This window comes from Anaerobacillus alkaliphilus (assembly GCF_004116265.1).
In the GTDB taxonomy this organism is placed as follows: Bacteria; Bacillota; Bacilli; order Bacillales; family Anaerobacillaceae; genus Anaerobacillus; species Anaerobacillus alkaliphilus.
Window position 1 is genome coordinate 19,228 of the sequence record NZ_QOUX01000025.1, and the last position, 21,866, is coordinate 41,093.

The 21,866-nt window shown below is 37.6% G+C and carries 23 protein-coding genes; 15 read left to right on the top strand and 8 right to left on the bottom strand.

From position 1 onward, the window contains the following. Nucleotides 1–2: 2 nt before the first annotated feature. Both purH and purD read left to right on the top strand, forming a co-directional pair. Nucleotides 3–1,535, top strand: coding sequence for a bifunctional phosphoribosylaminoimidazolecarboxamide formyltransferase/IMP cyclohydrolase (gene purH / locus DS745_RS06600; protein ID WP_129077481.1), 1,533 nt, complete (start codon nt 3–5; stop codon nt 1,533–1,535). Between the two features lie 122 nt (nt 1,536–1,657). Further along, the gene (purD, locus tag DS745_RS06605) at nt 1,658–2,929 is read left to right on the top strand and encodes a phosphoribosylamine--glycine ligase (protein WP_129077482.1); all 1,272 of its coding nucleotides are present in this window, start codon (nt 1,658–1,660) and stop codon (nt 2,927–2,929) included. On the opposite strand, the gene DS745_RS25450 is transcribed toward purD, so the two are convergent. Beyond that, a complete protein-coding gene (locus DS745_RS25450) occupies nt 2,926–3,042 on the bottom strand; it encodes an EYxxD motif small membrane protein (RefSeq protein WP_338324525.1) in 117 nt (38 codons plus the stop codon). The genes purD and DS745_RS25450 overlap by 4 nt on opposite strands. A gap of 65 nt (nt 3,043–3,107) precedes the next feature. Beyond that, nucleotides 3,108–3,371 (bottom strand): YgaP family membrane protein, encoded by a 264-nt coding sequence (locus DS745_RS06610; protein ID WP_129077483.1) that lies wholly within the window; start codon nt 3,369–3,371, stop codon nt 3,108–3,110. 175 nt (nt 3,372–3,546) lie between these two features. Between DS745_RS06610 and DS745_RS06615 the strand changes: the two genes are divergently transcribed. The 4 genes from DS745_RS06615 to DS745_RS06630 all read left to right on the top strand — a co-directional run bounded on the left by DS745_RS06615 (nt 3,547) and on the right by DS745_RS06630 (nt 8,376). After that, nucleotides 3,547–5,295 carry an adenine deaminase C-terminal domain-containing protein gene (locus DS745_RS06615; RefSeq protein WP_129077484.1) on the top strand — a complete coding sequence of 583 codons (1,749 nt, stop codon included), beginning with the start codon at nt 3,547–3,549 and terminating at the stop codon, nt 5,293–5,295. Between the two features lie 40 nt (nt 5,296–5,335). Further along, complete coding sequence (locus tag DS745_RS06620; RefSeq protein WP_129077485.1) at nt 5,336–6,382, top strand: DUF3048 domain-containing protein; 1,047 nt, start codon at nt 5,336–5,338, stop codon at nt 6,380–6,382. A gap of 24 nt (nt 6,383–6,406) precedes the next feature. Next, nucleotides 6,407–6,730 carry a YerC/YecD family TrpR-related protein gene (locus DS745_RS06625; RefSeq protein WP_129077486.1) on the top strand — a complete coding sequence of 108 codons (324 nt, stop codon included), beginning with the start codon at nt 6,407–6,409 and terminating at the stop codon, nt 6,728–6,730. A 173-nt stretch (nt 6,731–6,903) separates the two neighbouring features. Further along, nucleotides 6,904–8,376 carry a methyl-accepting chemotaxis protein gene (locus DS745_RS06630; protein WP_129077487.1) on the top strand — a complete coding sequence of 491 codons (1,473 nt, stop codon included), beginning with the start codon at nt 6,904–6,906 and terminating at the stop codon, nt 8,374–8,376. Nucleotides 8,377–8,426: 50 nt separating this feature from the next. On the opposite strand, the gene DS745_RS06635 is transcribed toward DS745_RS06630, so the two are convergent. After that, on the bottom strand, nt 8,427–9,056 hold the full coding sequence (locus tag DS745_RS06635; protein WP_129077488.1) for a hypothetical protein: 630 nt from the start codon (nt 9,054–9,056) through the stop codon (nt 8,427–8,429). A 214-nt stretch (nt 9,057–9,270) separates the two neighbouring features. On the opposite strand from DS745_RS06635, the gene DS745_RS06640 reads away from it, so the two are divergent. From DS745_RS06640 to DS745_RS06655, 4 genes are all read left to right on the top strand, one after another. Further along, complete coding sequence (locus DS745_RS06640; protein WP_129077489.1) at nt 9,271–9,525, top strand: hypothetical protein; 255 nt, start codon at nt 9,271–9,273, stop codon at nt 9,523–9,525. A gap of 112 nt (nt 9,526–9,637) precedes the next feature. Continuing rightward, nucleotides 9,638–10,087 carry an Hsp20/alpha crystallin family protein gene (locus DS745_RS06645; protein ID WP_129077490.1) on the top strand — a complete coding sequence of 150 codons (450 nt, stop codon included), beginning with the start codon at nt 9,638–9,640 and terminating at the stop codon, nt 10,085–10,087. A gap of 187 nt (nt 10,088–10,274) precedes the next feature. Continuing rightward, the gene (locus DS745_RS06650) at nt 10,275–11,432 is read left to right on the top strand and encodes an agmatinase family protein (protein ID WP_129077491.1); all 1,158 of its coding nucleotides are present in this window, start codon (nt 10,275–10,277) and stop codon (nt 11,430–11,432) included. A 97-nt stretch (nt 11,433–11,529) separates the two neighbouring features. Further along, a complete protein-coding gene (locus tag DS745_RS06655; RefSeq protein ID WP_241657737.1) occupies nt 11,530–12,381 on the top strand; it encodes an ATP-binding cassette domain-containing protein in 852 nt (283 codons plus the stop codon). A 116-nt stretch (nt 12,382–12,497) separates the two neighbouring features. On the opposite strand, the gene gerPC is transcribed toward DS745_RS06655, so the two are convergent. From gerPC to DS745_RS06680, 5 genes are all read right to left on the bottom strand, one after another. After that, nucleotides 12,498–13,085, bottom strand: coding sequence for a spore germination protein GerPC (gerPC, locus tag DS745_RS06660; protein WP_129077492.1), 588 nt, complete (start codon nt 13,083–13,085; stop codon nt 12,498–12,500). 129 nt (nt 13,086–13,214) lie between these two features. Beyond that, a complete protein-coding gene (locus DS745_RS06665) occupies nt 13,215–13,442 on the bottom strand; it encodes a hypothetical protein (RefSeq protein WP_129077493.1) in 228 nt (75 codons plus the stop codon). A 25-nt stretch (nt 13,443–13,467) separates the two neighbouring features. Then, a complete protein-coding gene (locus tag DS745_RS06670) occupies nt 13,468–13,695 on the bottom strand; it encodes a hypothetical protein (RefSeq protein WP_129077494.1) in 228 nt (75 codons plus the stop codon). A 20-nt stretch (nt 13,696–13,715) separates the two neighbouring features. Beyond that, a complete protein-coding gene (locus DS745_RS06675) occupies nt 13,716–13,943 on the bottom strand; it encodes a spore germination protein (protein WP_129077495.1) in 228 nt (75 codons plus the stop codon). Between the two features lie 16 nt (nt 13,944–13,959). Then, entirely contained in the window at nt 13,960–14,184 is a 225-nt protein-coding gene (locus DS745_RS06680; RefSeq protein ID WP_241657738.1) for a spore germination protein, read from the bottom strand. A 174-nt stretch (nt 14,185–14,358) separates the two neighbouring features. Between DS745_RS06680 and DS745_RS06685 the strand changes: the two genes are divergently transcribed. The 5 genes from DS745_RS06685 (at nt 14,359) to DS745_RS06705 (ending at nt 21,447) form a co-directional block, all read left to right on the top strand. Next, complete coding sequence (locus tag DS745_RS06685) at nt 14,359–14,829, top strand: LysM peptidoglycan-binding domain-containing protein (protein ID WP_129077497.1); 471 nt, start codon at nt 14,359–14,361, stop codon at nt 14,827–14,829. A gap of 195 nt (nt 14,830–15,024) precedes the next feature. Next, nucleotides 15,025–15,708 (top strand): heptaprenylglyceryl phosphate synthase, encoded by a 684-nt coding sequence (pcrB, locus tag DS745_RS06690; RefSeq protein WP_129077498.1) that lies wholly within the window; start codon nt 15,025–15,027, stop codon nt 15,706–15,708. Nucleotides 15,709–15,861: 153 nt separating this feature from the next. Beyond that, nucleotides 15,862–18,093 carry a DNA helicase PcrA gene (gene pcrA, locus DS745_RS06695; protein WP_129077499.1) on the top strand — a complete coding sequence of 744 codons (2,232 nt, stop codon included), beginning with the start codon at nt 15,862–15,864 and terminating at the stop codon, nt 18,091–18,093. Between the two features lie 135 nt (nt 18,094–18,228). Continuing rightward, entirely contained in the window at nt 18,229–20,229 is a 2,001-nt protein-coding gene (ligA, locus tag DS745_RS06700; RefSeq protein WP_129077500.1) for an NAD-dependent DNA ligase LigA, read from the top strand. A 60-nt stretch (nt 20,230–20,289) separates the two neighbouring features. Then, entirely contained in the window at nt 20,290–21,447 is a 1,158-nt protein-coding gene (locus tag DS745_RS06705) for a CamS family sex pheromone protein (protein ID WP_161568193.1), read from the top strand. Nucleotides 21,448–21,866: the final 419 nt, after the last annotated feature.

The following is a 21,866-nucleotide window of genomic DNA, read 5'->3' on the forward strand; positions in this document are numbered from 1 at the left end:
AAATGAAACGTGCTCTTATAAGTGTATCGAATAAAGAAGGAATTATCCCTTTTGCTAGTCAGTTAGTTGAACTTGGTGTGGAAATTGTCTCAACAGGCGGAACGAAAAAAGCGATTCAAGAGGCTGGCATTCCTGTCATTGGTATTTCTGAAGTAACTGGGTTCCCTGAGATTTTAGATGGTCGTGTAAAAACTCTACATCCGAATATTCACGGTGGATTACTTGCGATGCGTGAGAGTGACGATCATCTAGCTCAATTGGCAGAGCATAATATCCAACCAATTGATTTAGTTGTTGTAAATCTTTATCCGTTCCAACAGACGATTGCAAAGCCAGATGTTACATTTGCTGATGCAATTGAAAATATTGATATCGGTGGTCCAAGTATGCTTCGTGCTGCAGCAAAAAACCATAAGCACGTGACAGTTGTTGTTGACCCTCTTGACTATGAAACTGTGATCAGTCAGGTAAAAGAAGAAGGTGCTGTAAACGGTGAGACTCGCGCTCGACTAGCAGCAAAAGTGTTCCGTCACACAGCTTCTTATGATGCGGTTATTGCTGAATACTTAACAAATGAAGTAAAAGAAGAGTCTCCAGAATCTTTAACAGTTACGTTTGAGAAAAAACAAGATTTACGTTACGGGGAAAATCCTCACCAAAAAGCAGCTTTTTATAAGAAGCCACTAGGTGCAGAAAGTTCGATTGCTAATGCCACTCAATTACACGGCAAAGAATTATCCTACAACAACATCAATGATGCAGATGCTGCTTTAGCACTTGTGAAAGAGTTCACTGAGCCTGCGGTAGTAGCAATTAAGCATATGAACCCTTGTGGTGTTGGTGTTGGTACGACAATTGAAGAAGCGTACGACAAAGCTTATGCTGCTGATCCGGTCTCTATTTTTGGTGGAATTGTTGCTCTTAATAAAGAAGTAGATGCAGCTACTGCATTGAAAATGAAAGAAGTATTCTTAGAAATTATTATTGCTCCAGCATTCACCGTAGAAGCTCTAGAAATCTTAACATCTAAGAAAAATTTACGTTTATTAACATTACCGTTCACTGCTGCGGCTAAAGTAGAGAAGCGTTTAACTTCAATCCATGGCGGCCTATTACTTCAAGATGAGGATACATTTGGACTTGAAGAAGCGACGGTAACAGTTGCAACTAAGCGTGAGCCAACAGAAGAAGAGTGGGCAGCGTTAAAGATGGCTTGGAAAGTAGTGAAGCACGTAAAATCTAATGCGATTGTTTTAGTGAAAGACAATATGACAGTCGGTGTTGGCGCAGGACAAATGAATCGTGTTGGCTCAGCAAAAATTGCTATTGAACAAGCTGGAGATGAAGTTGTTGGATCTGTCATGGGCTCTGATGCATTCTTCCCAATGAATGATACAGTAGAAGCGGCAGGAAAAGCTGGAGTGACAGCAATCATTCAACCAGGCGGTTCAATTCGCGACGAAGACTCAATCAAAAAAGCCGACGAGCTTGGAATTGCAATGGTCATGACAGGAGTAAGACACTTTAAACACTAAAATAGAATTATGAATGATCAATTTTGAATTGTGAATTGTTTTTTTGCAGTGCTTCGGAGCATTACTAAATCTAATTCATAATTCATAATTCATAATTGACAATTGAAAAAGGGGTGAACGGATTGAAGGTTTTAGTTATCGGTAGCGGTGGTCGTGAGCATGCGATTGCTTGGAAATGTGCTCAAAGTAAGAAAGTTGAGCAGGTATTTGTTGCACCTGGGAATGAAGGTATGTCCAATATAGCAACGCTTGTACAAATCTCTGAAGCAAATACGAATGACCTCATTCTTTTTGCTAAGCAAGAGAACATAGATTTGACGATTGTAGGACCTGAAGTACCGTTACTTAACGGACTTGTAAACGAATTTCAGGAAAACGGATTAGTTGTATTCGGTCCAAGGAAAGAAGCTGCCCTAATTGAGGGAAGCAAATCGTTCGCAAAAGAGATCATGCAGAAGTATCAGATTCCTACAGGTTTCTTTGAAACATTTACAAATTTTTCTGAGGCAAAAGCTTACGTTGAACAAAAAGGTGCCCCAATTGTTATTAAAGCAGATGGACTTGCAGCAGGGAAAGGTGTTGTTGTTGCGATGACAGAAGCTGAAGCAATTGCTGCTCTTGTAGATATGCTTGAAAAAGATACCTTTGGTGATGCAGGTAGAAAAGTAGTGATTGAGGAGTATTTAGCTGGAGAAGAACTGTCTCTAATGGCATTTGTTAACGATGAAGTGGTAATTCCGATGGTAGGTGCCCAAGACCATAAACGTGTATTTGATGGGGATGAAGGCCCGAATACTGGTGGAATGGGTGCATATTCTCCTGTACCTCAATTTAGCCAAGAGGACGTGGAAAACGCTGTTGAGAAAATCCTAGTTCCAATGGCAAAAGCAATGAAACAAGAAGGCAGAGCCTTTACTGGGATATTATATGCTGGGTTAATGATGACTGAAGCAGGGGCAAAGGTTATTGAATTTAATGCACGGTTTGGTGATCCAGAGACACAGGTTGTCTTGCCTAGGTTAGAAAATGATCTTGTTGATGTTTTACTAGCATTGTTAAATGGTGAACCAGTAGATTTATCGTGGTCAAATAATGCTGTTGTTGGTGTTGTACTAGCATCAAAAGGTTACCCAGGTAGCTATGAGAAAGGTAAGAAATTTTCTGGCTTAGAAAACCTTTCAAAAGACTCATTATTATTCCATGCCGGATCTAAAAAAATAAATGGTGACTTTGTCACCAATGGCGGAAGAGTCTTATTACTTGCGAGCGTTGCTCCCAATTTATTAGAAGCCCAACAAGCAGTTTATAAGGATATTATAAACATCGAGTCAGATTCATTATTTTATCGAAATGATATTGGAAGTAAAGCAATTAAGCAGATGCAAAAAAATTAAGGGCGTTTCCCTTTGGCTTTTTTCGTATAAAAGTAAACAACGGCTACGACACAGCCAATAAGTAATGCATAAATAAACAGGCTATCTAATGCGAACTCTAAATAGTTATTCATTACAGTCACTCCTTTTTATAATGAATGCTGACCCAGTTACTGAGTCAGCATTTTTTAAATTAGTTTTAGCTTGGGTTTACTACTTCTTCCTGTGAATCTGCGTTTGAAGTTGTCATTTCTTCCATTTTTTCTTCAAAAAGATAAGTTAATGGACAGAAGCGAGTAAGCCCCTCTGCAACCTTCATGGCACCCATCATTGCCACTAAGATTGGTGTGCTACTATATGGTCGTTTTACAAGCTTAGATGTAGCCCAAGCTAGTACAGTAAAACCACAGGTTAAACGGATAAAAGAGTTAACAAGGCCAATATTAGGTGTTACTTTTTTCATTGTTCTTCACGACTCCTTCTTTTTTTCCAAAAACTTTTTGGAAATTGTCAATAAACTTTAGTGTGTTAAATGGCGAAAATATGTTACTATAGTGGAAACACATTTTTAGAGCGCTTACAGACGCTTTTGCGCATCGTGTAAATAAATATTAAACTTACGAATTGGGTGATAAAATATGGTAGCAGAGAGGTTTGAGCGCTGGACTAAAAAACAAATACGTACACAGCTTCAAATCCTTCGCGGTGAGGTTGCCCCTACTATCTGTTTGACGAATGCAACCTACTTAAATAGTGTGCGAAAAAAATGGCTTCAAGCCAATATATGGATATATGAAGATCGAATTATCTACGTGGGCAATGATATGCCAATAAAAATGGATACAACAGAAGTGGTTGATTGCAGTAATTCCTTCCTTGTACCTGGTTATATCGAGCATCATGCACATCCGTTTCAGTTATATAATCCCCATACTCTTGCCGAATATGCATCCGTACGTGGGACAACAACACTGATGAATGACAACATGGTTTGGTTTTTAAATACAGACAAAAAGAAAGCGCTTACAGTAATTGAAGACTTAGATAGCAAATTACCAACCTCTATGTTTTGGTGGGCTAGATATGATGCCCAAACGGAGTTAAACCATGAAGAAGAAGTTTTTTCTTATTCAACCATGAAGGCCTGGCTCGAACACCCACTAGTAGTGCAGGGAGGCGAGTTAACCGCTTGGCCAAAGGTGTTAAACGGGGATGATAGTTTGCTCCATTGGATGCAAGAAACAAAAAAATTATCAAAGCCAATTGAAGGGCACTTACCAGGCGCCTCAGAACGAACGCTCACACAGATGGCTTTACTAGGAGTAAGTAGTGATCACGAAGCAATGACAGGAAAAGAAGCTTTAATGAGATTAGATCTTGGTTACACTACATCATTACGGCATTCATCTATTCGTCCTGATCTACCAAAGTTAATTACTGAACTATTAGAAGCTGGTTTAGACGATTTTAGCCGTGTTCTAATGACAACAGATGGTTCGACACCTAGCTTTTATGAACAGGGTTTTATGGACCTGTTAATTTCAATTGCGATTGAACATGGAGTTCCAATTGAGGACGCTTATGGTATGGCAACGTATAATGTAGCTAGGCACTATCGATTAGATGATTGCATTGGTATGATTGCCCCTGGAAGAATAGCTCATATTAATATTCTAGAAAAACAAAATAATCCGTTTCCAACGTCAGTTTTGGCAAAAGGCCAATGGGTGAAAAAGGATGGAGTTAATTGCTATCCGGCCATTCATTTTCCGTGGAAAGAATATGGAGCTGCACCACTTAAACTAGATTGGGAGTTAACGAGAAATGATATGCACTTTTCCATGCCACTTGGAGTTGAGATGGTAAATGCAGTTATTTTAAAGCCATATCAGATTTCAATTGACGTTACCCAAAATGAAATACCTGCTGAGAGTGAAGAAAGCTTTTTTATGATGATTGACCGTAATGGACGATGGTTAATTAATACAGTTATAAAAAAATTCGCTAAAACGGTATCAGGATTTGCCTGCTCTTATTCAAATTCTGGAGATATCGTTATCATTGGTAAAAATAAGACTGATATGTTACTAGCATTTGATCAATTGAAAAAGCAGCAGGGTGGCATTGTATTAGTTGAAAAGGGAGAAATAATTAATAGTATTAAACTAGATATTTATGGGGTTATGTCTAGTTCGAGTATGGAACAGGTGATTGAAGAAGAAAAACAATTAGTTTCCATGCTAAAAGATAGAGGTTACATGTTTGATGATCCAATTTATAGTTTGTTATTCTTTTCATCTACACATTTACCCTATATTCGAATTACACAAAAAGGAATTTTTGATGTAAAGAAGAAAACTGTACTCTTTCCTTCGATTATGCGTTAAACTATAAAAGGGAAGCATCTAAGGTAAAGGATGGTAGAGAATGAAAAGGTTTACATTAAGTTTAATTCTTTTGTTTTTAATCATGTTTATAGTTGCTTGTAACAAGGATGAGTCTTCACATGTGGTTGAAGAACCAGGTGAAGTAGAAGTTGAGGAAGAAATAGAAATCGAACCAGTTGAAGAAGAGGAAAAAGAAGTGTTTTTAAATACCTATCCTTTAACAGGGATAGGTACCAATGAAGAGGTAAGTCATCGGGCATTTGGTGTGATGATTGAGAATACCCGTTCAGCCAGACCGCAATCAGGTATTTACCAAGCGGACTTGGTGTACGAGGTGCTTTCTGAAGCAACAATTACTCGATTACTTGCGTTTTTCCATAGTGAAAGACCTGAAATTATTGGGCCAGTACGTAGTGCGAGGGATTATTATATCCGGTTAAATAATGGGTATAATGGTATTTATGTATCGGCTGGTGGAAGTCCCCAAGCGTTCGCCATGTTCCAAAGTGGACAAGTTGATTTCATTAGTGGACTAGACTACGATGGTCGATATTTTTCACGTTCTTCTGCGAGAAAAGCACCTCATAATTTATATACGAGTTATGATAATTTACTTAAGGCCGCAGAACATGCAAAACGTTCATTAACAGTTCCGGTTCCCCCGCTCCCGTTTTTAGAAAAAGGTGCTGTAGTTCTAGGGGATAAGGCAAACGAAGTAAGCATTAATTATGGTAGTAATGCTAATAATGTTGTTTATCAATATGACGAAGCCGAGAAAAGATACATCCGCATTATTGGTGGAGACCAAAGCTTAGATCTGGAAACGAAAAATCCTGTATTGATTGATAATATCTTTGTTGTTGAAATGGGCCACCGAGTAATAGATGATGTTGGCCGAAGAGCCATTGATATAACTTCAGGGGGGAATGGATTTTTAATTCACCACGGAGTTGTCCAATCTGTTCAATGGACAAATGTCGATGGACAAATCCTACCAATGAAAAACGGAGAAAAAGTAGGTTTTGTTCAAGGGAAGACTTGGATTAATATTGTTCCAAAACTAGATTCAAATGTAACACTAAATTAACAGGTTAGAGAAAGGATGGTTTAGATGCAAATTGATAAACTAAGAGGAAAAGAACTAGATCAATTATTCTTATCAATTCTTAGCTTGAAGGATTTAGAAGAATGCTATCAATTTTTTGATGATCTTTGTACGATAAATGAAATTCAATCTTTAGCACAACGTCTTGAAGTTGCTCGTATGCTTCGTGAAGGATTTACATACCAAAAGATTGAAGCTGAAACAGGTGCAAGTACAGCGACGATTTCCCGTGTAAAGCGTTGTCTAAACTATGGCAACGATGGATATGAGATGACCCTTGAACGTGTTAAAGAAGGGCAATTCAATCAAAAGAATATTTCTGATAAGTAGTAGTAAGTACAAAAAACATACTATTCACCAGACGGGTGAGGGTATGTTTTTTTCTTTTTATTATATACAAATTGGTAAATGTGGCAATATGTAGTTTTTCGTCGAAATTTGTAGTAAATGATCTAAAGAAGACTTATAATTAAGAATAAACCAACAAACTTGGGGGTCTCAAAATGAACATTGTAGAGAGTGCACAAAAGCAAGACATTAGGATGAAAAACTTATGGATTTTGATTGCATTTGGTATTTCATTAGTTGCGGGATTAGGTTATTCAATCATTACCAATGATGTCAATCGAATCTTTTTATATGGGAGTGAACTTATTGTACTAATCATTCTATATTTCTTGTTTCATAAAGTAATAAAAAATAAAGAACAAGTGTATCCTTTTGTATTTATAATCTTTGTCTATCTGATGACGATCTTATCTATTAATCTGTTTGGTGGAGGGTTATCTACTATACTTATTTTAAACCTTCTATTAGTCTTTTCTACCATTCACATGTATCAAAATATCTTTGCCTTTGGTTTCATATTTGGCTTAGTTGGTCAAATTATGAACAAGCAGCTTGCGACTCAATATACAGAAATGATTAATAATGAGTTTACAGTCATAATGTTAGTATATTTTTTAATCGGACTAATTTTGTTTGTGTTACTTAGACTAAGTAAGTTGCAGTCAAATAAATTAGCGGAAGTATTAGCTCAATCACAATTAGATGCGGAAAAGAAAGAACAAGAACGTACTTCACTGCAAGAAAATGTTTCTATAATTAGTAGTAGTATTTCTACTATTAATGAGCAGCTTCAAAGTAATTTACAATCTCAAACGGAGATGTCGATAGCCATTAACGAAGTCTCAGCAGGCTCACAATCACAAAGTGAACAAATTTCAGAGATAGCTCAAAACGCACTAGACACGATGAGTGGCATGAACAAGCTTAGTGTTGAATTACAAGAACTAATGACTAGCTCAGGTAAGGCACAAACAGTTTCTCAAACTGGTTTAAAAAAGGCTGACTCTCTAAACACTAGTATGAACGATCTCGAAAAAACAATTAGAGAGTTGAATGACAACTTTACAACGCTTTCGAAAAAAATCGAACAAACAAATAGCTTTACGGATAAAATTAAAGAAATTTCAGAGCAAACAAATTTACTGGCTCTTAATGCATCAATTGAGGCTGCAAGAGCAGGTGAGGCGGGTAGAGGGTTCTCAGTAGTGGCCGATGAAATTCGTAAGCTGGCTGAGATAACAAATGTAACTGCTGCTAAAATTACAAGTAACCTTACTGAGGTTAATTATAGCAATGGTGCTGCCTTAGAGAAAATGACTCAGAGTAGCACAAAACTTACAGAAAACCTGGATGCAACAATCGGGGTGAAAGATGCTTTTACCACATTGTCAGAGACACTTTTAAACCTTACAACGAAGTTTACACAATTTGAAAGCTTGGTTACTAATGTTCAATCGAACACTACGAAAGTAGAAGGTTCAACTAATGAACTAGCAGCCATTATTGAAGAGGCATCAGCTAGTTTGGAAGAAATGAGTGCTACACTCGAAAGTTTAAATGATGACAATAGAAAAATTGCTACTCATTTAGAAGAAACTTCAGTTAAGGCTGAAGAATTAGTTAAATAAATTTTATAAAGGTGCTAAGAAGTTGGACTCTTAGCACCTTTATTTTTGCTTTATCTAAAAAAGCCGCCGAACATCTTCATGAGGGGTCCCATTTGACCAACGAGTCCTAATGTGGATTGAACTCCGTTTCCTATTTTATTAAAATCAAGTTTTCCCGACTGATCTCTTATTAGAGAATGTGGAAATTGCGGAGCTTGTTGCTGCATTTGCCCTGGATTTTGTTGCATTTGCCCTTGTTGAGGTTGGAAAAAACTATTTGTAAAAGGGTTTTCCTCTTGTACCGGCTGATTTTCGTAGTTAAAAGGGAACCCCATTGGATTTTGGTTCAGCATGTTGAATGGAAAAGAACTGTTCATGTTTGGCGAATTTGAACCTCCTCCACTTGGTGGGTTTTGCTTAGCCATATTAAAAGGAAATTGATTCCCCATCATACTAAATGGGAATGACTGGCCCCCACCGCCCATAGGACCTTGCTTCATCATGTTAAAAGGGAAAGATTGTCCTGATCCACCCATCATACTAAAGGGAAAAGATTGCCCTCCGCCACCCGTTGGGTTTTGTTTCATCATGTTAAACGGAAATTGACCACCTGCCATTGGATGTTTCATCATTTGACTTTGAATAGCAAATGGGTTAAACCCCATCTGATTTTTTCTAAATAATGCTGAAAAGGGAAACATTGTAACCTCCTTAGAATTGTATGAATTCCTCTTACTTAATCCTATCTAGTTCATCTTAGCTTATGTGAAAGACCTAAGTTTGCGAGGGTATTTAACTAGGTAACTATAAGAAGAGGACTGCCTATTTTAAATGACACTGTGTATATGTACAGTCAATAACGTGGACATTTAAATATATTAATAGGGAATTAGGACAAATGGAGGGATGAAAACGATGAGCCATTATTATAATCTTTGCTGTCAGCATAAAGGCAAGGTTGTTACAATTTATGAAAAATGTGGAAAGATGCACGTGGGTAAGATTGTTCATGTAGACCATCAACACGTCTACATTGAGCCTATGACTCCTGGTGTTTCAGGTTATGGTTGGGGCTTTGGCGGCTGGGGCTGGGGCGTTAGACCTTGGTTTCCGATTGCTTTAGCAGCCATTGGTGGTTTTGCCTTAGGTTCTGCTTTCTTCTGGATCTAGTGAACAAAAGTGAAGGTTTAGCCATTGCGCTATAACCTTCACTTTTTTTCTTTTAATCATGCACTTAATTCGCCTATTTTCATAAACTGGTAGTGAAAAAGGAGGCGTGGAAATGAATAAATTTTGGCCAATGAATGGTGGAGGTAACGGTGGCTGGAAAAAGGGGATGCCTAATTTTTTAGGTGAAGATTTCTTTTCCGATTTTCAAAACTTAATTTTTGATTCGAGTGGTCCAAAGCTTAATATTTACGAATCTGGTAATGAATTATTAGTTATTTTTGCTTTGCCGGGATTAAAGCTTGAAGAAGTAGATATTTACGCATATGAACGCACTCTTGAGGTCAGAGGAACGCTTCATGTAGATTATAGCGGTTTTCGTCTTATCCAAGAGGAATTAGCCCAAGGACCATTTAAACGGACAGTTGAACTTCCATACCCAGTGAGAGACGATAAAGTTGACGCCTCATATCAACGGGGCGTGCTAGTCATTCATTTACATCGATTAATACGGTCAACGCCTATAAAAAAGAAAGTCAATATCCAAAACTTAGACGAAGAGTAAAAAGAGCTGGTTAGAACAGCTCTTTATTTTTTGACAGGAAATGGGCTAGTTCCACAGAAAATTCGCAATTTGTCTAGGCATTTATTGACTAGCGAAGGAATATAAATAGGTTAGTATGTGCTCCTGCCTCTCGCTGAATGACATCAAGAAGTACATCTGAATTTAAGAGAAAAGGATGTGATACACGGTGGGATTTTTCGACAATCATGGCTTAAGCTTTCGAAAGAAAAAAGCTCTTGAAAGTGATCGCCACACGGATCTACTCGGAATAGAACATGCGAAAAAGGAAGCGAAAATTCCGGAGATTGAAAATGAGAAAATATTGCAAAGATCATTAAAATATGGCTTGGAGGCAGCTCCATCCATAGGTGATCGAACAATTTCAACATTCACCAGAGAACCACGCCCTGCATATGCAGGTATTCCGACATTTTTACGTACCCCATTTTTAGAGGATGTGCGTAAAGTAGGAGAGTATGATGTAGCGTTTATTGGAGTGCCGTTTGATATTGGTACAACATATCGAGCTGGGGCTAGATTTGGACCAGAAGCAATGCGCCGAATTTCTAAACTGTATACAAGTTACAGCTATGAAAAAGGTGTAGATTTAGCGGAATCGTTAAAGATGTGTGACGTCGGTGATGTTTTTACGATTGCCAATATAGAAAAGAGTTTTGACCAAATATATAAAGCTGTATCTCATGTATTTGCTCAGGGAACATTGCCAGTGATGTTAGGGGGAGACCACGCCATTGGTTACCCATGTTTAAGAGCAATTGCAGATAACATTGATGGAAAAGTAGGAATTATCCATATGGACCGCCATCTAGACTTACAGGAAAAAGACATGGATGAGAGGATGCATACAACACCTTGGTTCCATGCCACAAACATTCCAAATGCGCCACCCTCTAACCTAGTTCAAGTTGGTATTGGTGGCTGGCAGGTGCCGCGTGAGGCTGTTAAAAATGTAAGGAAGTTCAATACAACAGCTATTTCTATTTTTGATATCGAGAGGTTAGGAATTGAAAAAGTAGCTGAAATTGCCCTTGAAAAAGCATGGCAGGGTGGAGCAAAAGCAGTTTATCTAAGTGTAGATATTGATAGCTTTGATGCTGGATTTGTACCAGGTACAGGATGGCCAGAGCCAGGTGGTTTCCTACCACGTGAAGGATTGAAATTCTTAGATATTGTTGCAAGAGAAGGAATTTGCGGAATGGAGTTAGTTGAAGTATCGCCTCCATATGATGTAAGTGACCAAACCGCGTTGCTTGGTACACGAATAATCGCCGACGTACTAGCTTCTATGGTCGATGCAGGAAAGCTAGGGAAGAAATTTACGTAAGTTGTCTACCTAAGGTGCCAGGCACTTTCTTTTTGAGGTGCCTGGCACCTCAAAAAGACAAAAATATATAAAATGTATTTTTCAGGTGGACAACCATATGGGAGGTGAAGAGATGCTTGCGATTGATATCCAAAATGTAACCTATAGTTACCCTGATACAACGACGGCCATTGAAAATATCTCACTACAAATTCCGATGGGGTCGAAGATTGCTCTACTCGGACCAAACGGAGCAGGTAAGTCCACATTACTTCACCATTTAAATGGTTTGAAATTGCCGCAAGAAGGATCGATCTCGATAATGGGCGTTCCTCTAAATAAAAAAAGTGCAAAACTCATTCGCCAAAAAGTGGGGTTGGTCTTCCAAGACCCAGATGACCAAGTAATTTCTGGGACGGTTTGGGAGGATGTTCAGTTCGGTCCTAGGAATCTAGGGTTATCCGAGGAAGAGATTGAAGCCGTGTGTAACGTAGCTCTGGGATCAGTTGGAATGCTTGAGTTTAAACAAAAAGCACCTTATCAACTTAGCTACGGTCAGAAAAAGCGAGTAGCGATTGCGGGTGTTTTAGCTATGAAGCCAGATATCGTGATTTTAGATGAACCGATGTCTTACTTAGATCCACAGGGACAAGATGAAGTGGCTGCTCTTCTTCAAGGGTTGAATTTCATGGGGAAAACGGTTCTATTATCTACACACGATGTTGACTTTGCCGTTTCATGGGCAGACACAATTATTATCATGAAAGACGGTAAGTTATTAGAATATGGTGGACCAGAGCTCTTGGTAAATGAAAAAATAGTAAGAGAAGCAAAGCTACATTTACCTAGGATTGCAAGATTGTTTCGAATGATCCCTGACTTAAATCTAGAAAGGCTCCCAACAAACGAACAAGAAGCAGCTCGTCTACTTTATAAATTGTTGAACTTCCAAGAAACTAGCTTTAAATAAATGATTAATTAAAAATCCTTGAGGAACATGCTTAGTGAGGCTTTACAAGAATTCATCCCCTAAAAATACTTTAGAGCACACGGCTTCATTTATTTCGTGTGCTCTAAAGTCTACTCCTATGCTCCATTGAAATCTTCCATTTCCTCCATGTTCTCCATAGCTTCTGTATCGAGGTCGTTAAATTTTATTTCGCCTTTTTCTTCTAGGAGTTTTTTAAGATTTTCCGCATCAGTTAAAGCTGAAAGTCCTATGTTAAGACTTCCGGATAGCTCCTCGACGGTTAATTCCTGAATTTTATAATTAATATTTTCAATGTTAATCGGTTTAATATTTTGTACCTTTTCTTTTAACTCTTCATTTTCTTTTTCCATTTCTTCTAGTTTGTTTTGCAAGTTCTCAAGTTTAGTAATAACTTGATGAGCGTAATCATTTTTAACTGGAACTGGCTTTATCTGATTTATTTGTTCAGGATTTATCTCTTTTTTATTTTCTATATTAGTATCTTTCACCTGATTTTCCATATAAAACTGTTCCGCATCCATGTATTGCTGATAATAGGCCGGGTCTACATATTGTTGGTCCATATAGGTAGGAGCATACTGCTGATGTTGCTGTTTAAATTTGCATTGGGATCGATCCGTACACCCCCAATAACAAGGCTGCTGATTATAATAATAGAAGTAAGGCCATTGGTAGTAATACATTTCATTCACCCCTGTTGTAGTCTCTAGATAGAGTATGAAAGATGGGCTCTGGGCGTTCACCTATTTTGAAAAAAATTCACCACTAATTTCAAAAGAAAATTAGTGGTGTTCGATTTCTTATGATCATAACTAAGGAATAATAATTGGTGGTACTCCCATCGGTGGATTAAACTCAATAGGTTCACCGTTTTCCTCATTATTTTCTTCTTCACCGTTTTCAGGCTCTGTTTCTTCATAATTACCTTTAGGAAATTGGGCACTAGAAGAGCGATTATCAGTAAACACAGTTTTTCCAATGTTCAAGGAACCAATGGTACTAATTGAATTTACTCGTATGTTTCGTATGTTTATTTGCATAAAATTCTAGTCCTTTCCATAAAAATTAAACTTGAGCTTGAACCTGATCTTGAATGTTAGGGTCATTATAAAGGTTTGCATTATTAAATTGCAATGGAGCAAAATTTGCGTCACCTGGATGGTGATACCCAGTGTTATTCTTAATATTACCTTGGAACCCTTTCAAAATAGAATTCCCAAAGTTTACTGAGGCATTTTCCGAAAGGTCATTAACTCTAATTCCAACAATGTTATTCATGTGAGTAGGAAACATAAGCTTCTCCAATCATTTGACTAAATTTGAGTTTGCCCTTGGTCGACAACATCCGGATCGTTCGTCAAGTTTGCATTATTAAATTGCAAAGGTGAAAAATTAGCATCCCCTGGTTGTAAATAGCCTACATTCGACTTTAAGTTACCTTGAAATCCTTTAAGGATAGCGTTACCGAAGTTAACCGATGCATTTGCCGATAAATTGTTCATTCGTATACCAACGATGTTATTCATATGAGTAAAAAACATAATGACCTCCCAAAGATTAAATTTGTGCCTGAACTTGATCTTGAACGTCCGGATCATTCGTTAAGTTTGCATTATTAAATTGTAGTGGTGAGAAGTTAGCGTCACCAGCTTGAGCATAACCTACATTCATCTTAATGTTTGCTTGATGGCCTTTATGGACGACATTACCAAAGTTGATAGAGGCGTTGGAAGAAGCACTGTTAATTCGTATCCCAAGGATATTGTTCATATGTGTCAACATAAACATCCTCCCGTTTTTTGTCCTATACTCTTATCGTATGTTCGAGTTGGGATGATGACACAGAAAATCTAAAACAATTAAATGTAGGAAACTAGCCTAATTCTATAGCAAAAACCCAATTTTTGAATAACTATATATTGTTATGATAAATTGCTTTAGGAGGTTTGTTTTGAAATGAGAATTCATATTACGAAAAGGGGAGAAACCCTTTACGATGTAGCTGATAGGTATAAGATGGACGTTAACGTCCTGTTTGGACATAATCAACATGTTGATCCACATAATTTACAGGAAGGAATGCAACTAACAATCCCTTCTTTAGTGGGCCTTCCAGGTGTCATGGATGATAAGCTTGATGGAAAAGGAAATGTGTGTGCCTACGTATCAGATGAGCCGGTAAAATATAATAAATTAAACGTTCAGCACTGGCCTTCTCAAGATTATACAAAACCATTCTTTGGGACACATCATAATGAAATGGATTTTACAAATCCTGTTTATTATCCACAACACACAACCTACCATGCTCCAACACCAGTGCCACACCGTTACCAGCAACACCAAGAGCAACAACAATATCAATATCAACCACAGCAACAGCAACAATACTATCAATACCCACAACCACCAAACTGGAATTATTAATAAGGAAAGAAGCTAGTTTTTGAGAAAATTAGCTTCTTTTTTGTCTAGCTAAATTGTAAGCAAACGTGACGAGATGCTGCGTATTTCTAATTGGAAGAAACTAATTGTAAATACTCGCTATGTATTGATGAGTATAAAAGCATTTTTTGATATAATAACCGAATGAGGATATGAGATAAAAAAGGAGCACAAAAAATGCTGGAATACCATGAATGGAAACATGTATTTAAATTGGATCCAAATAAAGAAATAAACGCTCACGATCTTGAGCGAATTTGTGAGTCAGGAACAGATGGCATTATCATTGGCGGAAGTGATGGTGTAACAGAAGATAATGTCATAGATCTTCTCATGAGAATTCGACGCTACTCTGTGCCTTGTGCTTTAGAAGTTTCTTCCATAGATGTAGTAATTCCAGGGTTTGACTATTACTTTATCCCTTCTATTTTGAACAGTAATTCAACAGATTGGATTACAGGATTACATCATCAGGCTGTAAAAGAATTTGGAGCAATTATGAATTGGGATGAAATTATTATGGAAGGTTATTGTGTCTTAAACCCGAATAGTAAAGTTGCAGGTTTAACAGAGGCTAATACTGAGCTAGCGATGGAAGACATTGTAGCCTATGCCCAAATGGCAGAAAAGATGTTCCGGTTCCCAATCTTTTATTTAGAATATAGCGGAACTTACGGAGATCTTGAAGTAGTAAAAGAAGTAAGTGATGAACTACAAACAACGAAGCTCTTTTATGGCGGCGGAATCCAAACGCTAGAGCAAGCGAAAGAAATGGCACAATACGCAGATACAATCGTTGTCGGAAATATTATTTATGATAATCTAGAAACAGCACTTTCTACTGTGAAATGTAAATCTTAATTGTGAATTAAGATTTAAGAATTATGAATTGTTGAGGGACAAGCTATGCAACATTTTACATTCCCCATTTTGCATTCTAAATTCTACATTTTACATTCTACATTAATTACTTTAAAATAAAGAGAACATATGTTTTGGTGGTGGGGGTAAAAAATGAACGCACAATCAATATTAAGTGGATTAAATAACGAACAACGTGAAGCTGTAAAGCATACAGATGGAGCCCTATTAATTATGGCTGGTGCTGGCTCAGGAAAAACAAGAGTATTAACAAACCGAATTGCCTATTTAATTGGTGAAAAACAAGCTGCGCCATGGTCAATTCTAGCAATCACGTTTACGAATAAAGCTGCAAAAGAAATGAAGGAACGTGTCAAAAAAATTATTGGCCCTACAGCAGAGGATATCTGGATTTCTACATTCCACTCGATGTGTGTCCGTATCTTAAGAAGAGACATAGATCGAATCGGTGTGAAACGAAGCTTTACGATTTTAGATCCAGGTGATCAACTGTCGGTAATTAAGCAAATTTTAAAGCAAAAAAACATTGATTCTAAGAAATTTGAACCTAGAAGTTTATTAGGTAGTATTAGCAGTGCAAAGAACGAGTTAAAGACGGTTAAAGAATATCAACAAATTGCAAAAGGCCCTTACGAATCAACTGTTGCTGATGTATATGAAGCATATCAAAAAGAACTTCGTAAAAATCATGCGCTAGACTTTGATGACTTAATTATGACGACAATTCAATTGTTCAAGCAGGTTCCTGAAGTTCTTGAATTTTATCAACGAAAATTCCAGTATATTCACGTTGATGAGTATCAGGATACAAATAGAGCTCAGTATATGCTCGTAAAAATGATTGCCGAGCGCTACAAAAACATTTGTGTAGTAGGGGATTCCGATCAGTCAATCTATCGCTGGCGTGGGGCTGATATTACGAATATATTAACGTTCGAGACTGATTATCCAACTTCAACAACGATTATGTTGGAACAGAATTATCGTTCAACAAAAACTATTTTACAAGCGGCAAATCAAGTTATTAATAATAACCTGAACCGTAAGCCGAAAAATTTATGGACAGAAAATCAGCAAGGTGACAATATTGCTTGCTTTATTGGCGATACTGAACATGATGAAGCTTACTTTGTTGTTGGAAAAATTAAAGAACTAATGAAGGAACATGATTATAAGCTTACCGACATGGCCATTTTGTACCGCACAAATGCTCAGTCACGTGTGATTGAGGAATTATTAGTGAAATCCAACATTAACTACAACATTGTTGGCGGGACTAAGTTCTATGATCGTAAAGAGATTAAAGATCTTTTGGCTTATTTACGTGTTGTGGCCAACCCTGACGATGATATTTCATTACGACGCATTATCAATGTACCTAAGCGCGGAATTGGCGCAACAACGATTGAGAAAATTGCTGATTTTGCAGGGGCTCAAGGAATATCTATTTTCCAAGCATTACATGAAGTTGAGCAAATGGGCTTAGCCAAAGGAACTACGAATAAACTTGTCGAATTTATTGATCAAATGCGTGGCTGGGTACAGCTTGAAGAGTACTTATCGGTGACAGAGCTTGTTGAGGAATTACTAGAAAAGACGGGTTATCGAGAAATGCTTAAATTGGAAAAGACAATTGAATCACAGGCCCGTTTAGAAAATATAGATGAATTCTTATCTGTTACGAATGAGTTTGAAAAAAGAACTGACGATAAATCATTAGTAGCATTTTTAACAGATTTGGCGTTAGTTGCAGATATTGATAAAGTTGATGAAGACGAGAATGAACAACAAGACTCTGACCGTGTGTTATTAATGACTTTGCACTCGGCAAAAGGATTAGAGTTCCCGGTAGTCTTCTTAATTGGGATGGAGGAAGGTGTATTTCCTCATAGCCGCTCTCTTTTTGAAGAAGAAGAGATGGAAGAAGAAAGACGACTTGCTTATGTAGGAATTACACGTGCAGAGCAACGCTTATACTTGTCTTGTGCAAAAATGAGAACGCTATTTGGACGTACGAATACAAATCCGCAATCTCGCTTTATTAAAGAAATTCCAAGCGAAGTACTTGAATCGTTAAACGAACAAAAAGAAGCACCAGCTTGGGCGAAAACATCAAGACCTAGCCCAGCAGCCGCTCCACAGAGACAACGAATGATGGCATCTTCCCGTCCGCAAATGACAACAACTGGTGGCGATCAATTCTCTTGGCAAGTAGGCGACAAGGCTGAGCATAAAAAATGGGGCATAGGAACAGTCGTTAGTATGAAAGGTTCTAGTGAGAATGTCGAACTGGACATTGCTTTCCCACAACCTATTGGTATCAAACGTCTAGCAGCTAAATTTGCGCCGATAAACAAAGTTTAGTAAATGTAGAATGTAGAATGTAAAATGCAGAATGTAGAATGTTTAGAAATGCTTCGTAGCACTACGAAAAAATTCTACATTCTACATTCTTAATTCTACATTATCTCTACATTCTCAAAGGAAAGGACGAAAAAAATGGATCGTATGGAAGCTGAAAATAAATTAGCTGAATTAAGGGAAAAGCTTGAGGAATACGGTTATCATTACTATGTATTGGACAAACCGATTGTGTCTGATGCCGAGTATGATCAAGCTATGAACGGGCTAATTCAGATTGAAAATGAGTACCCAGATTTAATTACAGAAGACTCACCTTCTGTCCGTATTGGTGGTGAACCACTACCTCATTTTGAGAAGGTTCAACATGAAATTCCGATGTTAAGCTTAGGGAATGCCTTTAACGAACAAGATCTTCGTGATTTTGATCGCCGTGTAACTGAAGGCTTTGGTGGTGCTGTAACTTATGCTTGTGAGCTAAAAATTGATGGGCTAGCAGTTTCACTGAAATATGAAAAAGGACGCTTTGTCCTAGGGGCAACTAGAGGAGACGGTACAACTGGGGAAAACATCACAAATAATTTAAAAACAGTACGTTCCATTCCGATGAGGTTAAAAGAAGCAGTCGATTTAGAGGTTCGTGGTGAGGCTTTTATGCCCAAGAAGTCTTTTGAGAAGTTAAACGAAGCAAAACGAGAAGCGGGTGAGGAACCATTTGCTAACCCGCGGAACGCAGCGGCGGGGTCTCTTAGACAATTGGATCCAAAAATTGCTGCAAAGAGGAATTTAGATATTTTCCTATATTCGCTTGCACAAATCAAAGATAAAGAGCTTTCTTCCCATACTGAAGCTCTTGAATATATGAGTCAGTTAGGCTTAAAAACAAACAAAGAAGCACGACACTGTAAGAACATTGATGAGGTTATTGAATATGTGGACAGCTGGTTAGACAAGCGTCCTCATCTGCCATACGAAATTGATGGGATTGTTATAAAAGTAGACTCATTAGAGGCTCAAAAAAAGCTTGGATTTACAGCGAAAAGCCCAAGATGGGCGATTGCTTATAAATTCCCTGCTGAAGAAGTGGTGACAACCTTGGAGGGGATTGAGCTAAGTGTTGGTCGTACTGGAGTTGTCACTCCAACAGCGCTTCTTACACCAGTACAAGTGGCTGGGACTACTGTAAAAAGAGCTTCACTACACAATGAAGACTTAATCCGTCAAAAGGATTTAAAAATTGGCGATAAAGTAGTAATTAAAAAAGCGGGTGACATTATTCCTGAGGTTGTAAATGTACTTGAGGAACTCCGGACTGGAGAAGAAGTAGAATTTCATATGCCTACCCATTGTCCTGCGTGTGAAAGTGAATTGGTGCGTTTAGAAGAAGAGGTAGCCCTTCGTTGTATTAATCCAAAATGTCCAGCTCAAATTCGTGAAGGTCTAATTCACTTTGTTTCAAGAAACGCGATGAATATTGATGGCTTAGGAGAACGAGTGATCACCCAGCTATTTGAACATGAATTAATTCAGGATGTTGCTGATATATATAAGTTACAAAGAGATGAATTACTAAATCTTGAACGAATGGGTGAAAAATCTGTAGACAACCTCTTACAGGCAATTGAAACGTCTAAAGGGAATTCATTAGAAAAACTTTTATTTGGTCTAGGGATTCGTTTTGTTGGTGCAAAAGCGGCGAAGACTCTGGCACAGCATTTTGAGAACATTGATGGATTACATGAGGCAAGTGAAGAAGAGTTAGTTGCAATAAATGAGATCGGTATTAAGATGGCAGAATCGATCGTTCGCTACTTTAATACCCCAGAGGTCGGGGAACTTATTTCAGAGTTAAAATCCCTTGGAGTAAATACAGAATATAAAGGTCCGAAAATTGAAGTTTCTGGTAATTCGATTTTCTTAAACAAAATAATTGTCTTAACTGGTAAGCTAGAGATATTATCAAGAGAAGAAGCAAAAGAAAAGATTGAGGCACTGGGCGGTAAAGTAACAGGCAGTGTTAGTGCCAAGACCGATCTTTTAATTGCTGGGGAAAAGGCTGGCTCGAAGTTAACGAAAGCAGAGAGTTTAGGTATTGATATTTGGAATGAAGAAAGATTAGTGGAAGAATTAAATAAATAGTCGGGTGGGTGGCTTACGAGTCATCCTCCGAGCTGTGTTTAGGTAGAGGAGGGTGTCATTTTGAAACGTTTCGTAAGTGTACTAGCGATAACGACACTTTTTTTATCGGGATGTATTGGGGTACTCGAAAAAGAAGAAGAAATTATAGTTATTGAAGATACAGAAGATGATGAGCAGGTTATTATTAGTCCAAATTTAAATACACCAGAAAACTATTACCGAACAGTTCTGCATGAAGGAGATTATCGCCATAGTGAAGCTAGAGGCTTAGTGCCACATGCTGTGTTTAATCGAATTGATATTAATCAACTAGAAATTGGATTAATGGAGCTAGCTTCTACGAGGTTTTCGCAAAATCAATATTTCTTTCAGGAAGGTCAGTATTTAGAGGGATCATTAATTAATCGATGGCTACGAAGATACAATCCAGAAATGGAAAGCCATCGTGAAGGCTTAAATCCACCGTTAGGAGAAGGCGATACGGAGAGAGAAAAACATGAAAATCAACCGTCTTACTTGTCTCATATTATGGAACACAATTATTTAAAGGGTGTTGAAGACGGCGGGTCTCTTGAATTAGGTGGCTTAGTATTGGGGATCTCTTTAAACTCAATGTATTACTATCAAACGGAGGTTGGTGGTCCATCGTTTGAAGTTCCTTTAGATGAAGAGGACATATTGGCAGAAGGAAAACGAATTGCGATTGAAGTATTAAACCGAGTTCGTGAGAGAGACAACCTAGCTAATGTTCCAATTATGATTGCCCTTTATAAAGAAGAAGTTCGGAGATCACTAGTACCTGGGACATTTATGGCCATGACAGTGATTGAACCAGGGAAACGTATTGAACGTTGGGAAACCATTAATGAAGCGTACTACTTTTATCCGTCAAGGCAAGCCACACAGGATTTTCGGGAAGACGCCAACCGCTTTGCGAACTTTAAGCAGGACATCGACGGCTTCTTTGACAATTATGTAGGTGTTGTAGGCAAAGGTCGCTATAAAAACGATCAACTTCAAGAGTTAACGATTACAATTAACTTACAAACTAGCAGCAAAGCAGAAATTATTGCAATGAGTCAATATATAACCGATCGAATGAAAAAACATTTTCCAACCACACTAACGGTTCAAATCTACTTAACATCGTTAGAAGGCGCTGAGAGTATTATTGTCCGACACTCAGAACAAGAACCTTTTGTGCATATTTACCGTTAAAAACAGAAACGGCTATCAATGTGATAGTCGTTTTTTGCTATGGAAGTAAAGGAATAAGCCTAAGATTGTGGGTGTGAAATTGGTCAGTTCAATTGGACTGATTTATTTTTTTTTTTGTAATGAAAAAAGAAATAAAATTATATAGAAATAAAATTAAAAATCAAGCTATTTTATACTTTGTTCAAAAAAAATTCAAATTTATTTAAATTTAGTTAGGTGTATTTATATTCTTATATACAGGAGAAAATGCGTTGTTCGGCATAAAAGGTGAATAATTATACTAATAGAATTTTATTTTGCTAACTTTCCGACTGTTCGGTTAATTACTTTGTGTTATATTATCAACTATCTTCTTATATGTATAGGTTAACAGTGCTTTTTAGTTAATGTATAAAGCTGTATAGGAAAAATGTGTCTGG